3 protein-coding genes are annotated in these 3,361 nt (G+C 67.5%); all 3 read left to right on the forward strand.

From position 1 onward, the window contains the following. Window positions 1-85 precede the first annotated feature (85 nt). Window positions 86-460 (forward strand): DUF948 domain-containing protein, encoded by a 375-nt coding sequence (locus Y705_RS0116025; RefSeq protein WP_026533580.1) that lies wholly within the window; start codon window positions 86-88, stop codon window positions 458-460. A 45-nt stretch (window positions 461-505) separates the two neighbouring features. Beyond that, entirely contained in the window at window positions 506-757 is a 252-nt protein-coding gene (locus tag Y705_RS20755; RefSeq protein WP_049822902.1) for a hypothetical protein, read from the forward strand. A gap of 88 nt (window positions 758-845) precedes the next feature. Continuing rightward, a partial coding sequence (gene alaS, locus Y705_RS0116035) for an alanine--tRNA ligase (protein ID WP_026533581.1) occupies window positions 846-3,361 on the forward strand: 2,516 nt, incomplete at its 3' end.

The following is a 3,361-nucleotide window of genomic DNA, read 5'->3' on the forward strand; positions in this document are numbered from 1 at the left end:
CGCCGCGGGCTATTGGGTAGGTAAGGTAAGAAGAAACCCGCCGTCCGGCGGCCCCGCAGAAGAATCGCTCAAAAGGAGACTGCCCATGACCGGTGGAGATATTGCCGGCCTGATCGCGGCCGGTGTGTTCGCTATCCTGGTCGGATTGCTGGCTGTTCCCATCTGGAAGCTCGGCAAGGTGTTCGACGAGCTGCGTGCCTCCATCCGCACCGTCACCGACGAAACCACCCCGCTGATCGAGGAAGTCACCAGTACCGTCAGCACCACCCACCAGCAGTTGAAAACCGTGGACGGCATCACCTCCCACGTCTCGGATGCATCGGCCAATCTCTCCGCCCTGTCCTCGCTCGCGGCGGCAACCCTCGGAGCGCCGCTCATCAAGGTCGCTGCGTTTTCCTACGGCGTCCGCTCCGCGTTCGCCGGCCGCCACGTTCCAGCACGCCGCCGTCGCAGCCGCTAGCCGCGAAGAAGCAGGAGATCGACCATGATTCGAAGAGCCTTTTGGATGGCAGCAGGCGTCGCCATCGGAGTTCTTGCAGTACGGAAGGTATCCCGGGTGAAGTCGACCCTGGGTCCGGAGGGCCTGAACCGCGCGGTGGGCCAGGTCGGTGACAGCATCTCGGAGTTCGCGGACGCCTTCCGCTCCGGCATGCGGGAACGCGAAGCGGACCTCAAGGCGGCTCTCGGCGTCGACGTGCCTGCCTCGTCGCAGACCGCCGCGCAGCCCGTTGTCGCGGGCCGCCGCGCAGCTTCCTAGCCGGGGCCGTCCGTTACGCAACCTCCGGGCATGCACCCGTTACTTTTCCACGCCTGAGACACACGCTTGAGACAAAGGATTCAGTCCGATGAAATCCCATGAAATCGCAGACCGCTGGCTGAGCTATTTCGAGAAGAACGGGCACACCGTGGTGCCCTCGGCTTCCCTGGTGTCGAGTGATCCTTCGCTGCTTTTCACCGTCGCCGGAATGGTCCCCTTCATTCCCTACCTGACGGCGCGCGAGGAGGCCCCCTATGATCGTGCGGTCAGCGTCCAGAAATGCATCCGCACAGGCGACATCGAAGAAGTCGGCAAGACGGCACGGCACGGCACGTTCTTCCAGATGTGCGGCAACTTCTCCTTCGGGGACTACTTCAAGAGCGATGCGATCCGCATGGCCTGGGATCTGCTGACCACCGACGTGGACCAGGGCGGGTACGGACTGCCGGCCGAGAAGCTGTGGATCACCGTCTACTCCGAGGACGACGAGGCGCTCGAGATCTGGCGCGACCAGGTGGGCGTGCCCGCCGGGCGGATCCAGCGGATGGGCCGGGCCGACAACTACTGGTCCACGGGACAGCCCGGCCCGGCCGGCCCCTGCTCCGAGATCTTCTACGACCGCGGGCCCGCCTACGGTGTCGACGGCGGCCCTGAAGCCGATGATTCACGGTATGTGGAGATCTGGAACCTCGTCTTCATGCAGTACCAGCGTGGCGAGGGAACGGGCAAGGACGACTTCGAGATCCTCGGCGAACTGCCCAAGAAGAATATCGACACGGGCCTCGGACTGGAGCGCCTCGCGATGATCCTCCAGGGCGTCGAGAACATGTACGAGACCGACCAGGTGCGTCCCGTCCTCGACCGCGCAGCCGAGCTGAGCGGACGGGAGTACACGAGCGCCGAATCGGCCGACGATCCCCACCACACCAACGACGTGCGCATGAGGGTGGTCGCCGACCACATCCGGTCCTCGCTCATGCTGATCGCCGACGGCGTGTCGCCGTCGAACGAGGGTCGCGGGTACGTGCTCCGCCGTCTCATCCGCCGCGCCGTGCGCGCCATGCGGCTCCTCGGGGTGGAGAAGGCCTGCCTCCCGGAACTGCTCCCTGCCTCACGGGACGCCATGAAGGGCGTGTACCCGATCGTCGAGGAGGACTTCGCCCGGATCAGCCGGATCGCCTACGCCGAGGAGAAGGCGTTCCTGAGGACCATCGCGTCCGGCACCGCCCGGCTCGAGGATGCGGTGCGGGAGTCCAAGGCGGCGGACCGCCCGTTGTCCGGCCAGGACGCCTTCGCCCTGCACGACACGTACGGGTTCCCCATCGACCTCACGCTGGAGATGGCGGGGGAGGCAGGTCTCGCCGTCGACGCGGACGGCTTCCGCGCCCTGATGCTCGAGCAGCGCCAGCGCGCCCAGGCGGACGCCAAGGGCAAGAAGACCGGCCACGCGGACCTCTCGGTCTTCTCCGAGCTACTCAGCGGCGGATCGACCATCTTCACCGGCTACGAGGAACTGACGGACGAGGGAACGGTCCGCGGCCTGGTCAGCAACGGCCAGGCGGTGCCCGTCGCCTTCCAGGGGGACGAGGTGGAGCTGATCCTCGACCGCACCCCCTTCTACGCCGAAGCCGGAGGCCAGGCCGCCGACGTCGGCATGATCACCGGGAACGGCTTCGTCGTCGAGGTGCTCGACGTGCAGCGCCCCGTGAAGGGCCTCAGCGTCCACCGTGCAGTGATCCGGGAGGGGGAGCTCTCCGTCGGCGCGACGGTGACCGCCGCCGTCGACCGCCAGCGCCGGCACGCCGGGGAGCAGGCGCACTCCGGAACGCACATCGTCCACGCAGCGCTCCACCAGATCCTCGGCCCGGAAGCGCTGCAGCGCGGATCCTTCAACAAGGCCGGCTACCTGCGGTTCGACTTCGCCTGGGGCGAGGGCATCAGCGCGGCGGCCCGTTCCGAGATCGAGGAAGTATCGAACATCGCCATCCGCAACAACCACCAGGTCGAGACGAAGATCATGTCGCTCGACGACGCGAGGGCCCAGGGTGCCACAGCGCTCTTCGGCGAGGCGTACGGGAACACGGTGCGTGTGGTGGAGATGAACGGCGACTGGTCCCGGGAGCTGTGCGGCGGCACGCACGTGGCATCGACGTCGCTCATCGGCAGCCTGACCCTGCTGGGCGAGCAGTCGGTCGGGTCGGGGAACCGCCGGGTCGAGGCACTCGTGGGGATGGACGCGTTCCGTCATCTCGCAGCCGAGCGGGCGCTCGTCACCCAGCTGTCGGACCTGCTCAAAGTGCCGTCCGTCCAGCTGCCCGAAAGGATCTCGGCGACGCTCAGCAAGCTCAAGGCCGCCGAGAAGGAGCTTGAGAGGCTGCGGAGGGAGCAGCTGACGGCGGCAGCGGCGTCGCTGACCGGCACGGCGGAGGATATCGACGGGCTGCGTCTGATCGCGCACGACGCCGGCGCGGTCGGCGGTGCCGACGAGTTGCGGACCCTCGCCCTCGACCTACGCGCCAGGCTCGGCTCCGGCGCCGCGGTAGTCGCCGCGGCGGGCACCGCCAACAACCGGCCGCTCGTGCTCGTAGCCACCAACGAAGCGGC

Origin of the sequence: Arthrobacter sp. H41 (assembly GCF_000520535.1) — a bacterium.
GTDB lineage: Bacteria > Actinomycetota > Actinomycetes > Actinomycetales > Micrococcaceae > Arthrobacter_D.

What these genes read in the sequence shown, in the direction of transcription:
- Y705_RS0116025 (WP_026533580.1), top strand. Translation starts at nt 86, where the DNA reads ATGACCGGTGGAGATATTGCCGGCCTGATCGCGGCCGGTGTGTTCGCT.
- Y705_RS20755 (WP_049822902.1), top strand. Translation starts at nt 506, where the DNA reads ATGGCAGCAGGCGTCGCCATCGGAGTTCTTGCAGTACGGAAGGTATCC.